This is a genomic window from Arthrobacter sp. MYb213 (assembly GCF_002979915.1).
Classification (GTDB): Bacteria; Actinomycetota; Actinomycetes; order Actinomycetales; family Micrococcaceae; genus Glutamicibacter.
Genome location: NZ_PCQA01000004.1, coordinates 166,492 through 188,004 on the forward strand (window position 1 = coordinate 166,492; position 21,513 = coordinate 188,004).

General features: G+C 54.2%; 19 protein-coding genes and 2 riboswitches. Of the genes, 16 read left to right on the top strand and 3 right to left on the bottom strand.

Annotated elements, in window-relative coordinates:
* Positions 1 to 78: 78 nt before the first annotated feature.
* Entirely contained in the window at positions 79 to 1,902 is a 1,824-nt protein-coding gene (ggt, locus tag CQ011_RS11015; RefSeq protein WP_105677776.1) for a gamma-glutamyltransferase, read from the bottom strand.
* A gap of 401 nt (positions 1,903 to 2,303) precedes the next feature.
* Here ggt and CQ011_RS11020 point away from each other — a divergent pair, with 401 nt between their 5' ends.
* The 15 genes from CQ011_RS11020 (at position 2,304) to CQ011_RS11090 (ending at position 18,312) form a co-directional block, all read left to right on the top strand.
* The gene (locus CQ011_RS11020) at positions 2,304 to 2,819 is read left to right on the top strand and encodes an ASCH domain-containing protein (protein ID WP_105677777.1); all 516 of its coding nucleotides are present in this window, start codon (positions 2,304 to 2,306) and stop codon (positions 2,817 to 2,819) included.
* A gap of 17 nt (positions 2,820 to 2,836) precedes the next feature.
* A complete protein-coding gene (locus tag CQ011_RS11025) occupies positions 2,837 to 3,865 on the top strand; it encodes a S66 family peptidase (protein ID WP_105677778.1) in 1,029 nt (342 codons plus the stop codon).
* A 271-nt stretch (positions 3,866 to 4,136) separates the two neighbouring features.
* Positions 4,137 to 4,227, top strand: a riboswitch (SAM riboswitch).
* A 146-nt stretch (positions 4,228 to 4,373) separates the two neighbouring features.
* Positions 4,374 to 5,408: a methionine ABC transporter ATP-binding protein gene (locus tag CQ011_RS11030; protein WP_105677779.1), complete on the top strand. Its 1,035-nt coding sequence runs from the start codon at positions 4,374 to 4,376 to the stop codon at positions 5,406 to 5,408.
* Positions 5,405 to 6,100 (top strand): methionine ABC transporter permease, encoded by a 696-nt coding sequence (locus CQ011_RS11035; protein WP_105677780.1) that lies wholly within the window; start codon positions 5,405 to 5,407, stop codon positions 6,098 to 6,100. Before CQ011_RS11030 ends, CQ011_RS11035 begins: the two co-directional genes overlap by 4 nt.
* Before the next feature lie 84 nt (positions 6,101 to 6,184).
* Positions 6,185 to 7,036 carry a MetQ/NlpA family ABC transporter substrate-binding protein gene (locus tag CQ011_RS11040; protein WP_286161170.1) on the top strand — a complete coding sequence of 284 codons (852 nt, stop codon included), beginning with the start codon at positions 6,185 to 6,187 and terminating at the stop codon, positions 7,034 to 7,036.
* Between the two features lie 293 nt (positions 7,037 to 7,329).
* A riboswitch (SAM riboswitch) is annotated at positions 7,330 to 7,420 on the top strand.
* Positions 7,421 to 7,542: 122 nt separating this feature from the next.
* Entirely contained in the window at positions 7,543 to 9,183 is a 1,641-nt protein-coding gene (locus CQ011_RS11045) for an ABC transporter substrate-binding protein (RefSeq protein WP_105677782.1), read from the top strand.
* A gap of 10 nt (positions 9,184 to 9,193) precedes the next feature.
* The gene (locus CQ011_RS11050; RefSeq protein WP_105677783.1) at positions 9,194 to 10,150 is read left to right on the top strand and encodes an ABC transporter permease; all 957 of its coding nucleotides are present in this window, start codon (positions 9,194 to 9,196) and stop codon (positions 10,148 to 10,150) included.
* Between the two features lie 17 nt (positions 10,151 to 10,167).
* A complete protein-coding gene (locus CQ011_RS11055) occupies positions 10,168 to 11,064 on the top strand; it encodes an ABC transporter permease (RefSeq protein WP_105677784.1) in 897 nt (298 codons plus the stop codon).
* 39 nt (positions 11,065 to 11,103) lie between these two features.
* Positions 11,104 to 12,723, top strand: coding sequence for an ABC transporter ATP-binding protein (locus tag CQ011_RS11060; RefSeq protein WP_105677785.1), 1,620 nt, complete (start codon positions 11,104 to 11,106; stop codon positions 12,721 to 12,723).
* A gap of 48 nt (positions 12,724 to 12,771) precedes the next feature.
* Positions 12,772 to 13,995: an acyl-CoA dehydrogenase family protein gene (locus CQ011_RS11065; RefSeq protein WP_105677786.1), complete on the top strand. Its 1,224-nt coding sequence runs from the start codon at positions 12,772 to 12,774 to the stop codon at positions 13,993 to 13,995.
* A 1-nt stretch (position 13,996) separates the two neighbouring features.
* Positions 13,997 to 15,415, top strand: coding sequence for an NtaA/DmoA family FMN-dependent monooxygenase (locus tag CQ011_RS11070; RefSeq protein ID WP_105677787.1), 1,419 nt, complete (start codon positions 13,997 to 13,999; stop codon positions 15,413 to 15,415).
* Between the two features lie 128 nt (positions 15,416 to 15,543).
* Positions 15,544 to 15,960 carry a CoA-binding protein gene (locus tag CQ011_RS11075; protein WP_105678035.1) on the top strand — a complete coding sequence of 139 codons (417 nt, stop codon included), beginning with the start codon at positions 15,544 to 15,546 and terminating at the stop codon, positions 15,958 to 15,960.
* Positions 15,961 to 16,042: 82 nt separating this feature from the next.
* On the top strand, positions 16,043 to 16,459 hold the full coding sequence (locus CQ011_RS11080; protein ID WP_105677788.1) for an MmcQ/YjbR family DNA-binding protein: 417 nt from the start codon (positions 16,043 to 16,045) through the stop codon (positions 16,457 to 16,459).
* 5 nt (positions 16,460 to 16,464) lie between these two features.
* Positions 16,465 to 16,788, top strand: a complete 324-nt coding sequence (locus CQ011_RS11085) for a putative quinol monooxygenase (protein ID WP_181148084.1) — start codon at positions 16,465 to 16,467, stop codon at positions 16,786 to 16,788.
* Positions 16,789 to 16,944: 156 nt separating this feature from the next.
* Positions 16,945 to 18,312: an FAD-dependent oxidoreductase gene (locus CQ011_RS11090; protein WP_105678036.1), complete on the top strand. Its 1,368-nt coding sequence runs from the start codon at positions 16,945 to 16,947 to the stop codon at positions 18,310 to 18,312.
* A gap of 67 nt (positions 18,313 to 18,379) precedes the next feature.
* Here the strand turns inward: CQ011_RS11090 and CQ011_RS11095 are convergent, their stop codons facing one another.
* On the bottom strand, positions 18,380 to 20,614 hold the full coding sequence (locus tag CQ011_RS11095; RefSeq protein WP_105677790.1) for a bifunctional metallophosphatase/5'-nucleotidase: 2,235 nt from the start codon (positions 20,612 to 20,614) through the stop codon (positions 18,380 to 18,382).
* A gap of 169 nt (positions 20,615 to 20,783) precedes the next feature.
* Between CQ011_RS11095 and CQ011_RS11100 the strand changes: the two genes are divergently transcribed.
* Positions 20,784 to 21,140 carry a zinc ribbon domain-containing protein YjdM gene (locus CQ011_RS11100; RefSeq protein ID WP_105677791.1) on the top strand — a complete coding sequence of 119 codons (357 nt, stop codon included), beginning with the start codon at positions 20,784 to 20,786 and terminating at the stop codon, positions 21,138 to 21,140.
* A 4-nt stretch (positions 21,141 to 21,144) separates the two neighbouring features.
* Here CQ011_RS11100 and CQ011_RS11105 read toward each other — a convergent pair whose 3' ends face one another.
* Positions 21,145 to 21,351, bottom strand: coding sequence for a hypothetical protein (locus tag CQ011_RS11105; protein ID WP_105677792.1), 207 nt, complete (start codon positions 21,349 to 21,351; stop codon positions 21,145 to 21,147).
* Positions 21,352 to 21,513 lie beyond the last annotated feature (162 nt).

Below are 21,513 nucleotides of genomic sequence, written 5' to 3' on the forward strand. Positions count from 1 at the left end.
TGAAAACCAATTAGTAAAGCAGAACCAGCAAGTCCCCGCGAAACAATAAATTTCGCGGGGACTTGCTGGTTCTCGTGGCTATTTAGCCGGCGTGACTACCATGGCTGAACCGCCGCCACGACGGGTTGGTTCAGCCGCCGCGATCAGCGACCCATCAGCGGCGATTTCGACCGCCTCAACCGCGCCGATTTCGGCCTTCGGAGTGAAGGAATCACCAGATGGGGTGAGCTTGTGGCCGAAAGCCTCAAGAGCTGAGCCGTAGGCCTGGATGAATTCGGGTTCTGCCGTCACTGCCGCGGTATTACGCTGCGAGGCGCGAGGTGCCGCGATTGCCTGGCTGATGTCCATGCCCAGATCAATGCGGTTCACCAAGGTCTGCAGCACCGTCGTGATGATGGTGGAGCCGCCAGGGGAACCGATGGCAAGCATCGGTTCGCCGTCGCGTAGCACAATCGTTGGTGCCATCGACGAGCGTGGACGCTTGCCGGGTTCGATTCGGTTTGGATCCTGTGGGTCATACACCGTGGAGAAGTCGGTCAGCTCGTTATTCAGTAGGAAGCCGCGCTGTGGCACCACCATTCCCGAACCGCCGGTCTGCTCAATGGTCAGAGTGTAGGAAACCACGTTGCCCCAGCGGTCCACCACCGAAAGATGGGTGGTGGAAATATTCTCAGTATCCTGCTCAACCACCGGTTCGCTGGTTGTCGCCGGGCACGTTCCGTCGTAGTCCTCAATGTCGCCCGGAGATACCGGCTTCACCGCGGCCTGTTCGGGGTTTATCGCGCACGCCCGGTCGACGCCGAACAACTTGTCGGTCAGGGTATCGGTGGGAACATCCACAAATGCCGGGTCTCCAACAAACTTGCCACGATCGGCATAAGCCAAAGCCGTCGCTTCAAAGTAGTGGTGAAGCGCGGAGGGTTGTTCCATGCCTGAGAGGTCGAATTCGCTAAGAATGTTCAGCGATTCTCCGATGGTGGTTCCTCCGCTGGACGATGGCGCCATGCCAAAGACATCCAGCCCACGGTAGGCAACCTTGGTTGGTTGCTGCTCCACAACCTCATAGTCCGCCAGATCGGCGGTACTCACATAACCGGCTGGAACCGGGAGCTTGGTGTCTTCAACCTTGGGTGGAGCTTGGACCGTCTGAGATATTTCCTCGGCCATCTCGCCCTGATAGAACGCCGAGGGGCCCTGCTTGGCAAGTAACCGGTAGGTCTGGGCAAGATCCGGGTTTTTGAAGATGCTGCCAACCTGGGGCGCATCGCCATCGGGCAGGAATAGTTCGCTAGTTGAGCTGAAGGCAGCGAAGCGTTCCTTGTTATCAAGAGTCTGTTCACGGAAGGTTTCATCGACGACAAAACCGCGTGAGGCCACCTGGGTGGCCGGGCGCAAAACTGTCTTCAAATTTTGGGAACCCCAGTTATCCAAGGCACGCTGCCAGGTGGCTAGAGTTCCCGGTACGCCTACTGCAACGCCGCTAGTTACCAGTTCGGGAGTGAAGTTGTAAGGCTCGCCGGTTTCCGGATCGACAAAGGCATCTTGGGGGATTGCTGCCGGTGCTGTTTCACGGCCGTCAATTGTGCTGATTTTTCCGGTTTTTGAATCGTAGTACATGAAGTAGCCACCGCCACCGATACCCGCACTATAAGGTTCGGTCACGCCCAGCGCTGCCGCGGTTGCCACGGCCGCATCAACTGCGTTGCCGCCTTTGCGCAATATTTCAATGCCGGCGGCGGTCGCTTCGGGGTCCACGGATGAGACTGCGCCGCCACTGCCTTTAGCCGTTGGTGTTTTGTCGGTTGCTCTGGGATCGGCGTTGGCCGGAAGGGCAGTGAAAGCGCCCAATCCCAGCGCGAGTGCCGCGGCGCTGGCGAAAGCTCTCGTACATGCTCGTGACATACTTTGATCTCCTGAAAAGGTGAGGATGAAGTAAGCGCCAATTTACGTGAGAGTCACCTGAGAAAAGGCCTGTGACACGCGTCATGGCGCGAGCTTGTCCGCAATTTTGCGCAGGTCGGAACATGTTCAACTTAAGTTTCGGCAACTCGGCAGCGCGCTCTGCGCGCGAGTGCGTAGGTATCGGGTCCAGCTGATTTGTCGGTTACTGCAACATCAGAAACCTTTGCCGCCAGCGGGGACTATGCGCTTTCCAAACTGATGGGGCGTTGCGTTTGCATGGCCGAAGGAACAGCCGTTGATCTCCATGAGGCTTGGGTACCCAAGCTCACGTCAACGCGGTAATAACCAGACAATCGCCTAGGCAACAACTACGGTGGCTGGGCAGCGCTTAGGCTAAGAACATGAGCAACGAACACGCCGCCGAGATGCCACCGCTAGATCTCGCCTCAGCTGCGCAGATGTGGGATGACTACCGAAAAAGCTGTGCCAGTGACCCGGGCGACTACGTGGTGGAATACTTCGGAGACAGCACTGCGCTGGCCGACTCGTTATTGCGAGAAGTAACGCACGGGCAGAAACGTGCCACCTCAAGCCTCGAAAACGAGTACATTGCCGAGAATGAACCCCTCCCGCAGATCGGCTCGCACTGGATTGCCTGCGACGGTACCGGGACACCACAAATTATCCTGCGAACCAGCGAGGTGACACTGAGATCATTCGACCAGGTGGATGCCGAATTCGCCTACGCCGAGGGCGAGGACGATCGCAGCTTGGCTAGCTGGCGCCGGGAGCACGAAAAGTTCTGGAAGCGGACGCAGCAAGCAGATTTTGCCAAGCAGTGGGAACCTGCAATCACCAGCATCCCCGGGGAGCGAATCGTATGCGAACGCTTTGAAATCGTCTGGCCGCGAAGCTAACGTGTAAGTATTGATCCATGGAGATTCGATACCCGCAACCGTTGAAACCAGGCGACCTGATCGCGGTGACCGCGCCCTCAAGCGGCGTCAATGAATCTCTGCAGCAACGTCTGAATTTTGCGGTGCAAAATTTACGCAACTACGGTTTTAAAGTCCAAATCGGTAGCTGCATGGACGGAACCAGACACACCAGCGCCCCGGCTGAAGAGCGCGCCGCAGAGCTCATGCGGATGCTCTTGGATCCAGCAGTCAAGGCGGTCGTTCCGCCATGGGGAGGAGATACGGCTATTGACCTCATGTCGCTTCTTGATTTTGAGACGCTCCGGAAGGTAGAGCCCACCTGGTTTGTCGGTTATTCAGATATTTCAACGCTGCTCGTACCACTGACTCTTCTTTCCGGGATGGCTACGCTGCATGGCGGTAATTTGATGGATACCCCGTACGAAGTTCCGGATGGGCTGATGTCTTGGATTGAGGTTGCGTCGTTACCAGTAGGAACGAAATTTAGACAATTTTCCCCCGGAATCTTTAGGCTCAATGATTGGGATGATTGGGAAAATAACCCTCAGGCTACCAAACATCTGTGGAATGGTCGGGGCGGTTGGGAACGGTTTGATATGGCGGTTGGACCAGTCGACGTCCGAGGCCGCCTTATTGGTGGGTGCATTGAAACACTGGTCAACCTTGCAGGGACCGCGTTCCTCGATAGCAGCAGAATGCTGAATTCGGTAGAAGAATCGTCAATTGTGTATGTGGAAGCATCCGGAGTCGAAGCTACTACGATCTGCAGACAACTCCACGGGATGCGGCTTGCCGGATTCTTCAACGATGCGCAAGCAATACTTGTAGGTCGAACAGGAGCTCCGAATTCTTCGTCATTGACCCAACGTGAAGCCGTTTTGGACGCGTTGGGAATGCTGGGTATTCCCATTATCGGCAACGTTGAATGCGGGCATGTGCCGCCGCAATTACCGATCGTTAACGGGGCGAAAGGCCACCTGGTTTTTGCCGAAACCGAGCAGTATCTTGAGCAAGAATTGACCTAAGCTTGCAGACTTGTTCCCCTGCGACAGAAGTTATTGGGAAATGAAGGATATGCCTGCAAGCAAAATTAATCGAGAAAATACTTCAGATATTTAAGCCCTGACAAGTGTCAGCGTCACGTACCGACATGTGACGATCGATGTTCTGATATGTGACCATTTTTTCGTCCAGCGCAGTCTTTCTGACTCTTTCATGACGCATTTATAACGTCATGCTTGTTCATGAAAGCTACAGCGGGACAGACTGAAACTGTTCGGTTCACACACCGAATAATAACCATCCAGAGCGACTGAGAGACCTGGCTCGTAGACGTCGCAGCAACCACCCCGAGCGGGGCCGGTGCTACCGCCAGGACCGATGGAGCGGTCCGTTTAAACCACGCTGTTCTGCTTACTTTGGTAGCTACCTCAGGGCGCTACGTTGTGAATCTGCAGATCGTGTGCGAAGCGGTCCCTGCGCGGTGCAAGCACCAAGGAGAACAATTGCGGACATCTTTCTTCGGGGCCTCAGATGATTGAGATCCGACAGCTACATAAGCACTATGACACTGCTCAAGGTCGCGTTGAGGTCCTCAAGGGAATCGATTTGAATGTCGAGTCGGGCAGTATTACCGCAGTGGTTGGGCCATCGGGTGCAGGCAAATCTACGCTGTCGCATTGCATCTCATTGTTGGAAAAGCCCAGCAGCGGTCAAATTTTGGTTGACGGAAAAGACCTTTCGGTTCTCTCGGGCAAGGCCTTGCGTGCAGAACGCCGTGCCATTGGCACGATCTTCCAGAATTCGGCTCTGCTACGTCGGATGACAGTAGCCGAAAATGTCGCGCTACCCCTGCGGAACCTAGGGGTAATCCATCATGAAATGGAACATCGAGTTGCAGAGCTCTTAGCACGAGTCGGGCTGGCCGACCGGGCCAATTCCTATCCAGGTGAACTATCTGGCGGACAGCGCCAACGTGTTGGCATTGCTAGGGCACTTGCACTTCGTCCACGACTGCTGCTTTCTGATGAGGCAACCTCTGGCCTTGACCCGGAATCTACCGCTCAGATCCTGGAGCTACTCGCTTCCCTGCGCACCGACCTGGGCTTAGCCATCATTTTGATTACCCACGAAATGGATGTGGTGCGACATATCGCGGACCGTGTGGCCCAATTAGACGGCGGCCAGATTGCCGAATATGGGGAACTACGTGCGCTTGTCGCAAATCCGAAATCGGCGACCGGCTCCAAGCTCTTGCCATTGCGTCCGGACTTGGTGCCCGCCGGCTATGACTTTGCCTTGACGGTTGCTTACCGCGGAAACCACATTGATCCTTCATGGATTTCAAAATTGGGTAGTGAACATGGGGCCACCGTGGCATTGCTCGGCGGGTCCGTTGAAGCTCATCACGAGGGCACCTTGGGCCGGGTTGAAATCGGGGTGTCGGGTATTAACAAAGAACGAGTCATTGAGGTACTCGACGGTTGGGGACTGCATGCCACTGCACACTCGCACGCATTGGGCTCGGCTGCAATTAACTATGAGACACGCATTGAGGTGAAGGTATGAGCTTGCCAACCGAAAGTTCCACTGTAGGGACCGATACCCCATGGAGCGAGCTAGGCTCCCTGATGCTTCCGGCCTACGCCGAAACCTGGGCAATGGTCGGCATCGTGATGGTCCTAGTGATCATTCTTGGCGGAACTATGGGCTTAGCCTTGTTCAACACCGACAGGCGTGGGATCTTCCCACATGCGCAGAGCCATGCCACGCTGAGTTGGATCGTGAATATGGGCCGTTCGTTGCCCTTTCTCGTCTTGATGGCTGCCATTATTCCTTTCACTAAGTGGGTTACGGGAACCACCATCGGTATTTGGGCTGCTGTAGTGCCTATGACCATTGCAGGGATTCCATTCTTTGCCCGCTTAGTGCAAAACGCGCTGAACGATCTGCCCAAGGAAAATCTCTCAGTTGGTTTGGTGACCGGTGGATCGCCACTACAAATCATCGGCGCCACTCAAATACGTGAGGCACTACCGGCCCTAGCCTCGGCAATCACGCTGAACACCATCTCAATGGTCGAGTATTCGGCGATTGCGGGAACTATTGGGGCTGGCGGTATTGGATATCTTGCGGTGACTTATGGTTACCAACGCTTTGATATGAACGTCATGATCGCCACCATCCTCGCGCTGATAGTGACCGTCCAAATAGTTCAATTCCTCGGCGATCGTATCGCCCGTGCGCTGGCACGCCCCTAAACGCCTAGAACAAACGAGAAGATTATGACACCTTCACCCACTGGCCATGACCATGGCTTCACCCTTCGAAAAAATACTGCCAAATTGCCATGGACCCTCGCTGCTTGCGCGACCATCTTGGCACTAGTACTTGGCGCACTCTTAATACAGCAACGTTCTACGCCCGCGCTCGCAGCTAACCAGGCGACTAAAACAAAATTTAAGGTCCACTACGAACCAGCGATGGCTGGCGAAGAGCAGATACTGAAATACGTGGCCGAGAATATTGCGCCGGACTATGGAATCGAAATTGAACCGGTGGGCTTGCAAGATCCGATTCAGGCCAACCGAGCCGTTGCCGAGGGGCAATTCGATGCGACCATTTTCGAACACGAGTGGTACATGAAGCAGTCTGCGGAGGCTGCTGGTGTAGATCTAACCGCAACCGTAGAGCTTTATCAGTGGGGCTTCGGGTTGTACTCCAGCCGATATGGTTCCGTCGAGGAATTGCCCAAGGGAGCAACACTGCTGCTCCCCAACGACGTCGCTAACCAAGGACAGGCGCTATGGCTACTGGAACGCGAAGGCCTACTCGGTTTGAACCCTGATATCGAACCGCGTACCGCCAAGATGGCTGACGTGGTAGACAATCCGCATGAATTCAAATTGAAAGAAGCGGAACTAATGACTATGCCACGCATGCTCGATGACGTGGATGTGGCGATTGGTTATGTCTCGCAGTTTGATGCCGGAAAAGTTGGCCGAGATAAAGGACTGCTGTTCCCGGAACCGCCTAGAACTTTCGCATCAAAGCTAATTTTTGGTACCGAATTCTCCAAGTCTCCAGACGCAGCAAAACTGATAGAGGTCTTCTCGGACCCTCGGTTGCAGGATTATCTGGAGAGCACGGAAGATCCGTTAGTGCAGGGAGTGTTGACTCCGGTATCGGCTAAATAGGGTATCCGGCAGACAATCCGATTGGAAAGGTCAGTTCGAACTATCTCGGTTCGAACTGACCTTAACTTTTAAGCTTTTTCAGCTGGCATTAACTCGCAGTTATGGAGTGCCGTCAAGGTTTTTTTTGAACTAGCGTCACGAAGTGACTTATGACGAAATGTTCTGCGGAATATGACGTCTTTTCTTATGCCGGTGAGGTTAAAGCAAGTTTCGTGACGCGTTTATAACGTCATGGTTGGTCACACCGCAAGGCTGGGCACAAACTTGAATTATTCGGAAAACATGCCGAATGCTAACCATCCAGAGCGACTGAGAGACCTGGCTCGTTGACGTCGCAGCAACCGTCCTTTCAAGGAGCGGTGCTAAGGCCAGGACCGATGGAGATTGCTTGATTTCGCAACGGTCCACACAGGGGAGAAGTCTGCCTTCTGCCCATCGCTCAATACTGCGGTAGGACCATGAATTCGACGTAATCCTCGAGAGCTAACCTAGAGGAAGACCAGAAAATGCGTACTAAACACTTAGTGATAAAGACGGCAGCGTTACTGGCAGCAGCCGGACTAACTTTGACCGCCTGCGGCGGAAGTAGCTCAGCGACTGGGGCAAGCTCAGCTCCCTCGAAGGCCGCTGAAAGCGAGACGCCGGTAGAAGGTGGCACTTTCACCTACGCCGAGGTTACCCCGATCAACAACTGGCAGACCCAAGCTGCACGCTTCTACGAAAAAGCGAACGTGCTCAACTCGGTCCTGGACAGGTTGACCTACTTTGATGTGGAGTCCGGCAAGCTCGTAGGCTGGATCGCCTCCGATTTCTCCGCCAACAAGTCACAGACAGAGTTCACCTTCACCATCCGCGATGGTGTTACTTTTTCTGACGGAACTGATCTAGATGCAGAGGCCGTGCAGAAAAACCTAGATGCCCTAGGTTTAGGCATCAAGTCGGCGCAGATTCAGCCCAATGTTGATTTCGCCGCTTACAAAAGCTCAGAAATTGTGGGCAAGAACAAGGTCAAGGTGACCCTGGAACGTCCAGATGCAAATTTCCTCCGAGCCACCTCGTCGGTGACCGCCGGGCTGGTCTCCCCGGGAACATTGAAGCTGGACAACGCAGGACAAACAGCGATCTCAAAGATCGTCGGATCCGGCCCGTTCGTTTTTGAATCCGAAAAGGCCGATGAGGAAGTCATCTTCACTAGCCGCGATGACTACGCGTGGGCGCCACAAAGTGCAGCGAATCAAGGCGATGCCTACCTGGAAAAACTTGTCATTAAGTACCTTCCTGAGGTGGCTCACCGCGCAGGTGCCGCACAATCAGGCCAAGTTGATTTGGTCCGCGGACTGCAACCGGTAGACGAAGGTGTGCTCAGCGCAGGTGGCGGACAGGTATTGGCAGCGCAAGGTGTCGATCTAACAACTAATCACGCTGCGATACGCATCGGCTCGGGCAAGTTAGATGACCCGAAGGTGCGCCAGGCATTACAGGTCGGTATCGACAGGCAAGCGCTGAAGGACACGGTACTTTCGGACAGTTACGTGATTGCGGGGTCGATCCTCAATCATCAAGCACCGGGATTTGTGGATCTCTCCGCGGAGCTCGGCTATGACCCTGAAAAATCCAAATCACTGCTGGATGAAGCTGGCTGGAGCGTGGGAGCGGACGGGATCCGTGAAAAAGATGGAAAGAAACTCGAAGTCACGGTAGCCAGCTCGAACAACTCTGTGGTTATCAAGCCGGCTTTTGAATTGATTGAGCAGCAGTGGCGTCAGATTGGTGTGCAACTGGTAAACCGTGCAGCGGACAATTCCTTCCTCACCAACGCCATGGTTGATGACCAGATTGAATTTTTTGGTACCCGGCAGTTTGCCTATGGAGGACTGGGTCCGGTGTATGCACCTGCGACCAATAACCAGACCTTAAATGCAGACAAGGAACTCAACGCACTGTTCACCCGTGAACAGGCGGCGACGTCCGAGGATGAACACCTCAAGCTCGTCGAAAAGGAACAACGCGAGCTGGTACTCGACAAAGCATTGACCCTAGTTCTCTGGGACGAAGTGCAAGTATACGGAGCTAATAAGGATGCTCACGTCGACTTCACCTCAGGGACCGCACCAATCTTCCAGGGTGCCTGGAAGATCAACGGTTAAGGAAAACATCATGGGTGGATACATCGCTAAACGCGTAGGGCAGGCACTACTGGTGATCCTGTTGGCCTATACCGCAGTATTTCTTGCGGTGCAGGCGCTACCGAACGACCCGGTAACGATCTTCCTTTCAGCAGATGCCTCCGCCGATCCGGCCACTATCGCACAGATGAAGGCATACTACGGCTACGACCAGCCACAGATCGTTCAGTATCTGGACCAACTCGGTGGGCTACTGACCGGAGATTTTGGCTATTCGTTATCATCGGGTTCCGCAGTATCCACACGAATCGGTGAGGTCATCGGTTCGACCCTAACCCTCGCAGGTAGCGCCTTTGCTCTGGCCATCCTGATGGCTGTGGTTTTGACCGCAGCCGCTAGTCTGTCGCGCAGTAGCCGAGTGCGCAACGCCATGCTCAATCTTCCCCCGTTGATGATTTCGGTCCCCGTCTTCTGGCTCGGCTTGGTGCTTCTACAGATCCTCGCAGTTCAGCTCGGCGTGATGTCGCTCTTCCCAGATGGCTCGTTGCTGTCCTTAGCCGTGCCGATCATCGTTTTGGCTATTCACCTCAGTGCCCCGATAGCCCAAGTACTGATCAAAAGTGTGCAGGAGGTGAACCGCCAACCATTCGTTGACGTGTTGCGGGCTAAGGGTGCAAGTGAAAGCTGGATTTTCTACCGGCATACGCTGAAAAATGCGGTGCCTTCGGCACTGTCCATTGCGGGGATCACTGTCGGCACGTTGCTTGCCGGCTCGGTGATCACCGAGACTGTGTTCGCACGCGCGGGCTTAGGGCAGTTGGTATTGCAGGCGGTTACCGTACAAGATATTCCGCTAGTTCAGGGGTTGGTCTTGCTCACAGCCGCGACATTCACGGCGGTCAACCTGTTCGTTGATTTGATTCATCCGAAACTTGATCCGCGCATCATTACCGCCCATGCCGGCTCGCCTCGTGCGTTAGCCGCCTAAGAGAGGAGGAATAGATCATGAGTCTTTTGACCGAACGCAGCAATGACGCGGATCTGAGTTCCGTCGTTGAGAATAATCGGACCTTAACCTCATCGAGGACGGTAACCGGCAGCAAGCTACGAAGCTGGCTGGGTAACTGGTGGGTACTCATTCCTCTGGCAGTACTCCTTGCGTGGGCGCTACTACCGGGAATATTTACCGGTGCGGATCCGATCACCGGAGTGCCTCAAGAAAAACTCTCGGCACCATCGCTGGCCCATCCTTTCGGCACCGATCATCTAGGTCGTGACGTTTACGCTCGTGTGGTGCAGGGAACGAGCCAAACCCTGCTGACCGCGGGGCTTGCCTGCTTGGTCGGCAGCGTGGTCGGTAGCCTCCTCGGTTTACTGGCCTCCACCGCGGGACGCTTCGTGGACTCGGTGGCGATGCGTTTTGTCGATGTGGTGTTGGCGGTCCCTGCCTTCTTGATCGCGCTAATCCTTGTCACTGCAACCGAACCTGGTCCTTTATCGCTGGGGCTCGGCGTAGGCATCGCCTCCATCGCTGCCTTCGCGCGATTAGTGCGTACCGAAGTGCTACGGGTGCGTTCGCGTGATTTTGTGCAGGCCGCGCTGATGAGTGGCGGTGGCTACCTTACTGTGCTGCGCCGACATATCATCCCGCACGTGATTGGCCCTGTGCTCGCACTGCTGGCGGTAGACCTCGGAGCAGCAATTCTGGCGATTTCCGGGCTGGGATTCCTAGGCTTCGGATCACCACCACCAACCCCTGAGTGGGGCCTATTGATTTCCGAAGGGCGCCAATATCTCACGGTGGCCTGGTGGCTAACCACCCTACCGGGGTTGGTTATCATCACCACGGTCGTGCTTACCGCAACACTTGGTCGGACCATCAACAAAGCTTTCCGCTTCTAACTGGTAACGGTTACCTGAAATTTGTAGAGGAGGCAGACCTTGACTGCCAAAGAGCACAATAACCCAGTAGTGCGCATCGAAGACTTAGCGGTTCGTTATGCACAGGGAACCCACGCGGTCCAAGGGGTAGATCTAGAAGTGCCGGCCGGGCAGATCGTTGCAATTGTTGGCGAATCAGGTTCCGGAAAGTCCACCCTGACAAAGGCGCTGATCGGCTTGCTTCCTATCGACGCCACCACATCCGGAAGCATCCGGTTCGGCGGCACCGAGGTCACCACGTTGGATCTGCGTCAATGGCGTGAAATCCGAGGAGCGGGGATCGGTTTAGTTCCTCAAGATCCAGGCGCTTCGTTGGACCCGGTCCAGACCATCGGCTCACAGCTGATCGAGGTTTTCCGGCTACACCCAGAGCGTTCTGTACCTAAAAAGCAGTGGCGTAGCAAAGCCATTGAACTGTTGAGCAGCGTAGGCATTGATCGAGCCGAACAACGACTAAGCCAGTATCCTCACGAGCTCTCTGGAGGGCTGAAACAACGGGTGCTGATTGCCATTGCCTTCGCGCTAAACCCGCAGCTACTTATAGCGGACGAGCCGACCAGCGCGCTGGATGTCACCGTACAGCGTACGGTTCTTGAAGTGTTCGTCTCCCTAGCCAGAGAGAAGGGAACTACGGTCCTATTCGTCACTCACGACCTCGCCGTTGCGACGGACATCGCGGACCGGGTGTTGGTAATGAACGGCGGCAAGGTACTCGAAGACCGTTCGGTACGCGAGCTCATTACCGACAGTACAGACGAATACACTAAGGCATTGCTAGACCAGGCGTACGCACATAATCAGAGGCGTGAAGCCAACGACAGCAAAGATGTAGTCATTCGGGTTAACGATCTTGGGAAAGAATTTGGTCGAGGCCCACAAACTCATAAGGCAGTGAACCATGTCAGTTTCGAGGTTGCTCGCGGAACTACGTTCTCTCTCGTTGGAGAATCAGGGTCCGGCAAATCTACGACTGCAAAAATTCTTATGGGACTCCTTCCAACAAGCCACGGCAGTGTAGAGATCAACGGCGTAGACGTCACTTCAATCAGCGGCCGGCAACGCTACGATCTCTGGCGTCAAGCCCAGCTTGTCTACCAAAACCCCGACTCGGCCTTGGACCCGCGACAAACAGTCCGAGAGATTATCGACGAGCCGATGCGCAACTACAAGCTCGGCGATGCCCGCTGGCGCAACAACCGCGTGAACGAACTGATGGAACAGGTAAACCTCAGTCCAGAACTTTCTGGAAAGCGCTCGCCGGAACTATCTGGTGGGCAGCGTCAGCGAGTAGCAATTGCTCGGGCCTTGGCCAGTGGAGCAAAGATTCTGGTGCTTGACGAAGCACTCAGCGCGCTAGATGTGCTGACTCAAGAACAGATCCTAACTTTGCTTGATCGGCTCCAGCGTGAGCAACAACTGACTTATTTATTTATCTCCCATGACCTTCATGTGGTTGAACGTATCAGCCACCATGTTGGGGTAATGCGTCAGGGCGAACTGGTAGAAACCGGAACCATTGATCAGGTGTTTTCTAATCCCAAACATGACTACACCCGTACCTTGCTCGCTGCGAATCCGGGAGAGAAGCTTCGCGAGCTTGAACATCTGCGTAGCGCTTAGTAAAAAGTTCATCCCTGCACTGATAGAGATCACAGGAAAGAGAAGTCCATGAGCAATCACCTCACTGAGTCCTTGAGTTCCGAAGCCGCTTACCAACAACTGATTGAGCGATTCAGCCCGGTATTTGAACGCATTGCCGAGGGTGCAACACGTCGAGAGCAAGAGCGTGTGTTGCCCTTTGAGCAGGTTGGGTGGCTTAAGGATTCCGGCTTCACCTGCTTGCGTGTGCCGCGTAGTCATGGGGGTGATCCCATTAGCCACGAACAGCTCTTTCGGTTGCTAATAGAGCTTGCTGCCGCTGATTCAAACGTTGCTCATCTACTGCGTAGTCACTTTTCCTTCGTCGAAACTATCGCCTTGCAGCCGGACGAGTTTCAGGACCGCTGGTTCCCACGAGTGCTTGCCGGTCAGATCTTCGGAAACGCCGCCACCGAACGTGGTGGTAATGCGCTGGGCACCACCAATACGCGTTTGAAGAAAACCGCAGAAGGGTGGGTGCTAAACGGCGAAAAGTACTACACCACTGGTTCAATCTTTGCCGACTGGGTGGTAGTGATGGCCTCCACCGATGGAATTGAAGGACGCCAGTACGCGATAGTTGACCGTCATGGCGAGGGGGTGGAGATCCTTGATGATTGGGATGGATTCGGCCAGCCGCTAACCGGGACCGGTACGGGGATTTTCACCGACGTCCCGGTGGAAGAAAATAATATTCTGCAGCGGAAAGTTGCCTCCACGCTGGAGCCCGCGTTCTTCCAGCTTTGCCTGCTCGCGGTACTAGTAGGCATTGGTAAGGCAGCCCGCAATGAGGCAGCGCATATCGTGGCAACACGCACCAGAACGTTCAACACCGGATCGGGAGAGCTGTTCCGCAACGACCCGCAAATTCAAGAACTGGTAGGGCGCCTTGCTGCTAACGTCTACGCAGCGGAATCTATTGTGGTCACGGCCGCCCGAGAACTAGATGCGGCCCATGATCCATCGCTGGCTCTGGATAGCGAAGCGGCTTATCTTCGTGCCGAGCTAGCGGTCCAACAGGCACACGTTGCTGCGCCCAAGCTTGTACTTGATGCGACCAGTGAGCTATTTGACGTGACAGGGGCCTCGGCCGTCTCCACCAGCAAGTCATTGGATCGTTTCTGGCGTAATGCACGCACGGTGGCCACCCACAATCCTGTCGCATTCAAGGCCCGCTCGGTGGGCGATTACTTTATTAACGGCACTATTCCAACGGGCCTAAATTCAATTGGCGACGCCAAGGGAGCAAAATAACATGGGTACTTTCGACTCTCGCCCCCGGTTCATCCTTTCGGCTTTTCTGATGAACACCTCCAGTCATATTCTCGGGGGAATGTGGCGACATCCAGATGCGCAGCAGGACCGCTTTCATGAATTGGGGCTCTGGGTGGATTTGGCGAAGAAACTCGAAGAAGCCAAGTTTGACAACCTTTTCTTCGCCGACGTAGCAGGCGTTTACGGTGATCACGAAGGTGGCTGGGCTTCTTTGGCCCGTAAAGGAATGCAGATTCCAAGTCATGATCCAATGGTGTTGCTCTCGGCGCTATCTGCGACGACTAAAGACATTGGACTGGCTATGACCAGTTCCGTAGTGCAGTCTCATCCGTTCCAATTTGCCCGACAAATTTCCACGTTGGACCACCTCTCCCAAGGGCGTGTGGCTTGGAATATTGTGACCAGTGTTCTCGAGAATACGCACCGCAATTTTGGTGCGAAAAACCTTATGGGTCATGACGACCGGTACGGCTGGGCTGAAGAGTATGTAGATGCCGCGTACAAGCTCTGGGAAGGTTCTTGGGAAGACGATGCGTTGAAAGCTGACAAGGAATCCGGACTTTATGCAGACCCAGCGCGGATTAACAAGATTAACCACCGCGGTGAGATCTACTCAATTGACGGTCCACACCAGGCGCTTCCTAGCGCACAGCGCACACCGTTTCTCTTCCAGGCAGGGTCTTCTGCGCGGGGAAGCCAATTTGCAGCTACCCATGCCGAAGCCACATTCTTATTCGCACCGCATCCACAATATGTGGCCAAGAAGGTCACCGGCTTAACTCAAAATTTGCAGGCTGCGGGGCGCACACGTGAGGACATCAAAGTTTTCGCAGGTCTCTCCTTCGTCGTCGGTTCCACGGAAGCTGAGGCAAAGGCCTTGGAAGCTGAATACGATCAATATCTTGACCCGCATGCAATCATCGCCCATATCGGCGGTGGAATCGGTGTAGACCTTGGTGGATTGGAGCTAGACACTCCACTGGGTGAGGTCAAAACGGAGGGTGCTCAGGGAGTACTTGAAGCCGTCTTAGCGTCTACTCCGGGGCGTAACCCGACCCTGCGCGACCTCGCGCACTACCGGGCGAAAGCGCAACAGATTGTGGGAACGCCAGAACAGATCACTGACAAGTTACTTGAATGGCAGGATGCGGGGATTGACGGGCTGAATGTCATGAACCACATCTTGCCTGGATCTTATGACAACTTCATCGAGGGGCTACTTCCGGAACTTCAACGTCGTGGACTGGCACAGACCGAGTATGCTCCCGGGAGCCTGCGCGAGAAGGTCTTCGGTCGCGGAGACAAACTGCCAGAAAACCATCCGGCAGCCAAGTACCGTGGTTCCTTTGGTGACCTGTCTGCCACCAATCTGGAAAAGGATCTTCAACAGGTACCGTGAGCCGACTGCTCAGGTTGTAGCAGTGATTCGCGGGCAATGGGGGACCTCGAATCACTGCCCGGTGGTGAACTCATAAGAATTCGCTGCGTTGCTTTGGCCGTTTGAAGGATCACGGTAAGGTGGCGATCATGAGCAACCAACATGTCAACGATCAGGCAATAGTCCGCAGATTATTGACGACGCCTGCGCGATGGGCGGTCGTAGGACTGAGCGCTAACCCGCATCGGGTGGCCCCATCAATTGCTAGGTACCTCCGCGACGACCTAGGCATGGAAATCATTCCTGTCTCGCTACGTGCCGAAGATGCACTTGGAGAAAAAGGTTATGCGAGACTCGATGAGATTCCCGGGCAAATCGACGTGGTGAACTGTTTCGTCAATTCGCAGAAGGTCGGCGATATTGTGGACCAAGCAATCGCGGTCGGGGCAAAAGCTATCTGGATGCAGCTGGGAGTTATTGATGAGCGCGCCGCCGAGCGTGCTAAAGAAGCAGGGCTCGAAGTAGTCATGGACACCTGCCCAAAGATTGAATATCCGCTGCTCTAAGCCCTTGAGCTAGTGGATGCAAGACTAACCATCTTGATACGGTAAAAGCACTAGCCCCGGTCTTACCTCTGAAGGACATTTGATGCCAGACGATTCGCTCGAAGTACTTCATGAGCGCTGGCGCGCCCTCTGTCTGGAGATGCCCGGAGCGTTTGAAGATTTTCCCTTCGGTGAAGGTTTCAGCGTTTTTAAGATAGCCGGTCGTGATCGCGCAAAAGCAAAAATGTTCGGATTGCTGATGGAACGCGACGGTGAGCTGTTACTGAATTTGAAATGCGAGCCAGCGATTTCAGATCAATTGCGAAGCGAATATGAGCAGATTATCCCCGGATATCATATGAGCAAAAAGCACTGGAATTCGTTGCTCCCTGGGCTGGAAACCGAGCATATGCGCGAACTGATTGAAGACTCATATGATCTGGTGATCGAAGGCATGCCCAGGCGTGACCAAGAATTCATCCGGTTTCAAACCAAAGTCTCGGGTGAATCGTTAGACTGATTTACATGTACTTCATTGTCGTTAAATATCAGGTAAAGCCGGAATTTTCCGAGAGCTTCATGTCCCACGTTGCACAGTTCACTGAGGCCACCCGCGCCGAAGCAGGCAACATGTGGTTTGACTGGTCACGCAGTGTTGAAGATGCGAATCAGTACGTTCTCGTCGAAGCGTTCCGCGATGACGAAGCTGCTTCGGCTCACGTTAACTCTGAGCACTTCGCTGCGGGTCTTGAATCCATGCGTCCGTTGCTTGTCCAGACCCCGAAGATCATCTCGCGCAAGATCGATGGCGAAGGCTGGGACGAAATGGGCGAGTTGCAGATCGGCTAGTCCCCAAAACCACATATCGACGCGGCTCGTGAATGGAGAAAACTCCACTCACGAGCCGCGTTTTTGTTATTGCGCTGATAAAAGTAGGTTGCATTAGTGCACTACGCGGTGAAGACTCGGCAAGGAAAGCAACTCAACAACTGTGAGGAAGCGATTGTGGCTAGAGAACTTGATGTCATCATTATTGGCTGGGGCAAAGGCGGCAAAACCTTGGCCGGAACGCTGGCCCGTGCAGGGTGGCGCGTAGCGATCGTGGAACAGTCGGAAAAGATGTATGGGGGAACGTGCATCAACATTGCCTGCGTGCCAACGAAAATCTTGATTCACGAAGCCGAACAACACCGCGGCCATGGCGCAGATGCAGATTACTTCAATAGCTCGGTTGAACGTCGCGATGAGCTCACCGGCAAGATGCGTCAAAAGAATTTCTCCATGCTTGATGACCTGGATTCGGTCTTGGTGCTCACCGGGAAGGCCAGCTTCCTCGGGGCGCACCAGATCAGGGTGGAAAGTGGCGAGGACGTTCTCGAGCTGAGCGCACCAAAAATCATTATCAATACCGGTGCAGTGCCAGTAATTCCATCCATCAAGGGTGCGGAAATTAGCGGGCGCATCCATGATTCAACTACCCTGCAACATGCCGAACTTCCGAAAAAACTCGTGGTGGTCGGCGGTGGTTACGTGGGCCTCGAATTCGCTTCGATGTTCGCTCAGTTCGGTTCGGAAGTCAGTGTCTTGGACCGTGGAGAGCGAGCGCTGAAACAAGAGGACGAAGATGTCGCTGCTGAAGTAGTCTCGGCGTTGAACGACGCCGGAGTCACCATCATTACTTCGGCCAGCGTCACCAGTCTGAGCCAAGATGCACACAGCGCCACGGTCACCTATGACCGAAATGGAGAAGAGCACCAATTGCACGCAGATGCAGTGTTGCTGGCTCTGGGCCGAACCCCAAACACCGCGCCACTAAAACTTGAGAACACTGCCGTGCAGCTCGGTGACAAGGGTGAAATCAAGGTGGATAAATACCTGGCGACGGATGCGGAAGGGATCTACGCACTTGGCGACGTCATTGGTGGAGCCCAATTCACCTACACTTCGTTGGATGACAACCGGATACTCAAAGACAAATTTTTAGGCGAAGGTAAACGAAACCTCGAAGATCGTGTTGCGGTACCGAGCACCATGTTTGTCACACCACCCTTGGCCCGCGTGGGATTGAATGAAGATCAAGCTCGTGCACAAGGACTAGACATCAAGGTCGCGACGAAAAAGGTTGCAGATATCGCGGCGATGCCGCGTCCCAAAATTGTGGGTGATCCGCGGGGCATCATCAAATTTGTCGTGGAGCGCAAGACCGACCGAATTCTTGGCGCCGCGTTAATGCACGTAGATTCGCAAGAGGTCATCAACCTAGTTGCGATGGCCATGCGTGCAGGGATCAACGCGAGCACTTTGCGTGATTCGATCTTCACTCATCCCTCTTCTACTGAAGCACTCAATGATGTCTTGGGTAGCTTTAAATAGTTCCAAAAGGATTTAAAGGATTATGGCACCCCGGAAAATTCCGAGGTGCCATAATTCTTAGCGTTATTTAGTGGGAGTTCTTCTTGCGACTGCGAATCAGCAACAAGATAATTCCGGCCACGATTACTACGCCAGCGGCAATTCCAATCCAGCTTGCGGAGAAACCGGTGTCAGCCAATGAATCCTTGTCCCGAGGCTGTTTGCTCGGAGACTCGTTGGTGTCATTTGATGGGGAAACGCTTGGCGACTGCGAAGGGCTTTGCGTCGCCTCGGCCGATGCCGATGGGCTCTGCGATGGCTCTTCGGTCGGTTCATCGCTAGGAGTCGGAGCGACTGCCCCTTCGATCACGGTGAAGTCCACCGAGATGTCTTCGCGCTGAATCTGCGAGACCACCAGTGAATTTTCACCCAGGGTTGCATCGGAAGGAACGGCAAGTTCGAAGGAAGTATTGCCTTCAGCGTCTGCGGCTGGGATGTCCTCAATGACAAGAGCACCATCGAAGGCCGTTGCGCTGAGCTCTGCACCCTGTTCCAAACCGGAAACTGAAACCTGAGCGCTTTCGCCGACAACTACCTGTGTCGGGTCAATTTCCACGGTGGCCCAATCGGTGCCAGCCAGTGAGGCGCGGCCTAATGGTGCTGGCGAAACTAGATCGTGTGATTTGAAGTAGTTGACCGTTGCATCCAGATCAATTTGACCACTATCGGTGTGACCGGTTCCGGAGGCAAAAGCTGAGAAGTTGTCGCCGCCGGTAGCCAAGAATGCGTTAGCAGCTACCTTGAAGGTGGCGCTTTCGTCGAGTGGCTCTGCGTTGAAGGTGATGTCTTTGATGTGCTTACCAAAAGCCGCATCTTCTACGTAGGTGTACTCCAAGCCGTCGGAGATTCCCAAGTGCAGTTTGGCGCGCTCGGAGCCTTCTGGCTGCCACTGCTGCTCTAGCGCTTCACGGATCTGCTTACCGGTCATGTCGAAGGTGATCAGTGTGTTTGCAAATGGCTGGACATCCGCAGCGGCCTTGTACGTTACCGTTCCGTCTTCGCCGTAGAGCAAGTCAGCGCGCAAACCGCCAGGGTTCATGAACGCAATTTCTGCTGGTTCGCCACCAAAGTTTTCATTGGAAGTGGCCCACAAGTGAATATCTGCCACGGTATTACCAAGAGTGGACTCGACGCCACGGTCAGATCCGGGTTCCTCTCCACCGCGCAGGATATCCTCGGAAATTTGGCCGACTGGCTCACTGCCGACTACCTCAGAATCTTCTACTGCTTTATCTACAATGGTTCGAACCTCGGGGTTAGCCTCGAACAAAGGGGACCAGTCTCCATTGTCGTCTTCTTTCGCCAACGGAATCAATGCGTGTGCACTTTCTACAACTTCAAAAGTGGTTGGGTTGATTTCGAGTGAAATCTGGCCAAGCGTAGTTCCGTACTGGTGCGACTGAATAACCGGGCGTCCATCGATGTCGCAGTCGTATGCCTGGTGGGTGTGCCCGGAGAAGACTGCGTCAACATTCTCATTAACATCGCGGATCAATGTTCCATAGTCGGTTTCTTCGGTGGCAATGGTGGCGCAGTCGGTGTTGTCCGAACCGTTGTGAGTCAGCAAAATCAACACGTCTGCTTCGCCGTTTGCGGGATCCTCGTCAGAAAGTTGCTTGGCGACACGGTTCGCGGCTTCAAGTTCGCTTCCGAAATCAAGGTTCTTAATGCCTTCTGGGCTCACCAACGAAGGAACGTCCGCGGTGACGGTGCCGATGAAGCCGACCTTAAAGCCAGCGATATCGCGAATTGCGTATTCACGCAGAGCAGGTTCCTTGGTGCCCTTCTTATAAACGTTGGCGCCGAGGGCAAAATCGGCGCCTTCTTCTCCGGTTGCTTCACCGAAGCGGTCAACAACTCGTCCACTAAGATCTGCGAAACCGCGGTCAAACTCATGGTTACCAACGACCGAAACATCTAATCCACCGGCTGCGAGTGCATCAATGGTCGGATTGTCATCTTGCGAGGCGGAAGCGAAAGTGGAGGCGCCGATATTATCGCCGGAGGAGACAAATAGCGTATTTGGGTTTTCCGCTCGTTGTTCATCGACGGCGCCAGCAAGTACCGCAGCACCTACCGAATCACCGTCGGCCGCGATACGACCATGAAAATCATTGATACCCAGCAGATTAAGCGTGATGTTTTCGTCCGCTGCTGGTGTTGCGGTGGTTGTTGCTTGGGCGGTCAATGCGCCCGTGGTGAGTAGGGACAAAGTAGCTAGTGATGCTAGCCCCGTGTTCCTTAGATGCCTGATTGTAGACATAGGTCCTCCTAGTAGTGTGCGAGTGACATGCATCATGTCTATCGCAAGAAGGTGAACCTGTCGATGTTTTCTTATGAAATTTATCCATCGTTCTGTAAATTTTTTCGCAGACACAGGTGCTTGCTACTGCATTGGCTGTTAATTCGGCGGCCTTGGTAAACTGCAGCTCATGAGTGAAACTTTGCCTCCGTGCCCAGAATGCGCCAGCGAATACACCTATGCCATGGACACCTTGTTGGTTTGCCCCGAGTGCGCCCATGAGTGGAATGCGGCTGCAGCTGCCGATGAATCCAGCGATGAAGCAAGCGCTGAGATTAAAGATGCTGTGGGCAATGTTTTGCAGGACGGCGACTCAGTCGCCATCGTGAAGACCATGAAGGTCAAGGGCGCGCAGAGTGCCCTAAAATCTGGAACTAAGGTCCGTAATATCCGGCTCACGCCTGGTAGTGGAGACCATGATATTTTTGCCAAAGTTGATGGTTTTGGACCAATGGAATTGAAGTCGTCGATTGTGAAGAAAATCTAGTCTGTTAGATCTTTCGGCGACGCGGATCGCCGGCGGTGACGTGCGAGCGGTCAAGCGTACTGGTCACCAGAATCATTGCTGCAACGATGAACATCAATGAGGACGTTACCCAGCAGGTAGTCGCGATTTCACGTTGCCCAATATTCAAGGCGAGCAGGAAGACGCAGACGCTGACGGCCAAGATTGATGAGCCGAGCAGTCGTGTCTTCATGGTGCACCAGTTTCTGTAGAAATTCATCGGTCGCGCTCAAGTTCATACGCAAAACGCTGGACTAATAGAATTCTGCCACAGTTTATCTACTTTGAATATAAAACTTTTGGTGCAACTTTGACCTATTGCCCTCATCCTTTTGTAGGATGCCTACCTCTGGAC